2 protein-coding genes are annotated in these 1,264 nt (G+C 31.6%); both read left to right on the forward strand.

The annotated features are described in order from the left end of the window. The first annotated feature begins 502 nt into the window (after nucleotides 1-502). Nucleotides 503-700 carry a hypothetical protein gene (locus ACF91D_RS30400; RefSeq protein WP_390334181.1) on the forward strand — a complete coding sequence of 66 codons (198 nt, stop codon included), beginning with the start codon at nucleotides 503-505 and terminating at the stop codon, nucleotides 698-700. Between the two features lie 174 nt (nucleotides 701-874). Continuing rightward, nucleotides 875-1,150: a hypothetical protein gene (locus tag ACF91D_RS30405; protein WP_390334179.1), complete on the forward strand. Its 276-nt coding sequence runs from the start codon at nucleotides 875-877 to the stop codon at nucleotides 1,148-1,150. Nucleotides 1,151-1,264 lie beyond the last annotated feature (114 nt).

The raw sequence follows: 1,264 nt of genomic DNA on the forward strand, positions 1-1,264 counted from the left end.
TTATAGGAGTGTATGATAATAAAGCATCTTTGGAATCAGCTATTAAGGAACATATGATATTGGTTGATAACGTAGATTGGGATGACGAAATCAATATTAAAGAAACGAAAGAAGATGAATATAGAGTTATAGGTAGTCTAGTAAATGAAGCGGATTATAAATTGTTGTATTAACCCGCTTCAAATGTGGTCGACCCTCCTCGCTTAGGCTGGGCGTCGGAGCTTCGACCACATAGAGGGCGTGAACTTGCTCGCTATACTCACGTCGCAAATTCACGCCCTTTCATAAAGTGATCCTCCCTTTTGTGTACGGCTTAATCCAAATTCAAAATGAAAAATGCTAAATAAATAGAAAGCATATTAGAGAAGCGTCATAACAGAAATGTGTGGCGCTTTTTTAATACAAAAATATTTACAAAAGTAATAAAAAATACTACAAAACACTTGAAACGTACACTAATGTACGATATAATGAAATTAACAAATCAAAGGAGCTGTTAAAGATGTTTATCACAAAACAAGAACTAAAAAATATCAATGTTAAGCAAGCGTTTGATGAGGGTGCTAACTTCATTAAAATCACAAATGGTCGCCATACGATTTTCAGAGTAAATGGCAAATATCGAGTAGAAGATTATAAAAGTAATCGCCCACTTGATCTAACATCAAAGATGCCGAAATACATTAAAGTATGTTTATAGACGAAAGCTCTTACAAAGGGCTTTCTTCATACTAATGTATAAGTGGTAAACAATAACAAGGGGGTTATAGCGAATGACAGCTCCTATAACTGAGTTAGGCCGATTGTTTATTACACTGTAAAACATTTCTATATTACTTAGAATCAACATAAATTAACATAGGAGGTTATTCAAATGCCCTTTAAAACTAATATGAATAAGTTAGAGAAAATAGACCGATTTAAAAGTATGGTAGCTGACAAGTTAGAGATACTCAGAGAATATAAAACCATTGATTTTAAATATGAGTGTGATAATGAATTAATGGGTGTTGTCGTTGAATTAAATACGATGATTTTTACAACAAAAGAATTAACAGAGATAAAGGAAATAGAAATAGAAAAATACATCAATAGAGAAATTGGTATGAGTATTGATGAATTGCAGACTTTAGAAAACACATTTTATTAAAATTATATAAAAACGAAGCGGGTCATACCGCTTCTTATTACTAAACTATTAGAAAATTGTAATCATCATAAATAATGTATCAGCAAGGGAGAGATAGAAATGAAAAGTATACAA

The organism is Staphylococcus sp. 231237_7MaSpsaltlick, from assembly GCF_043107035.1.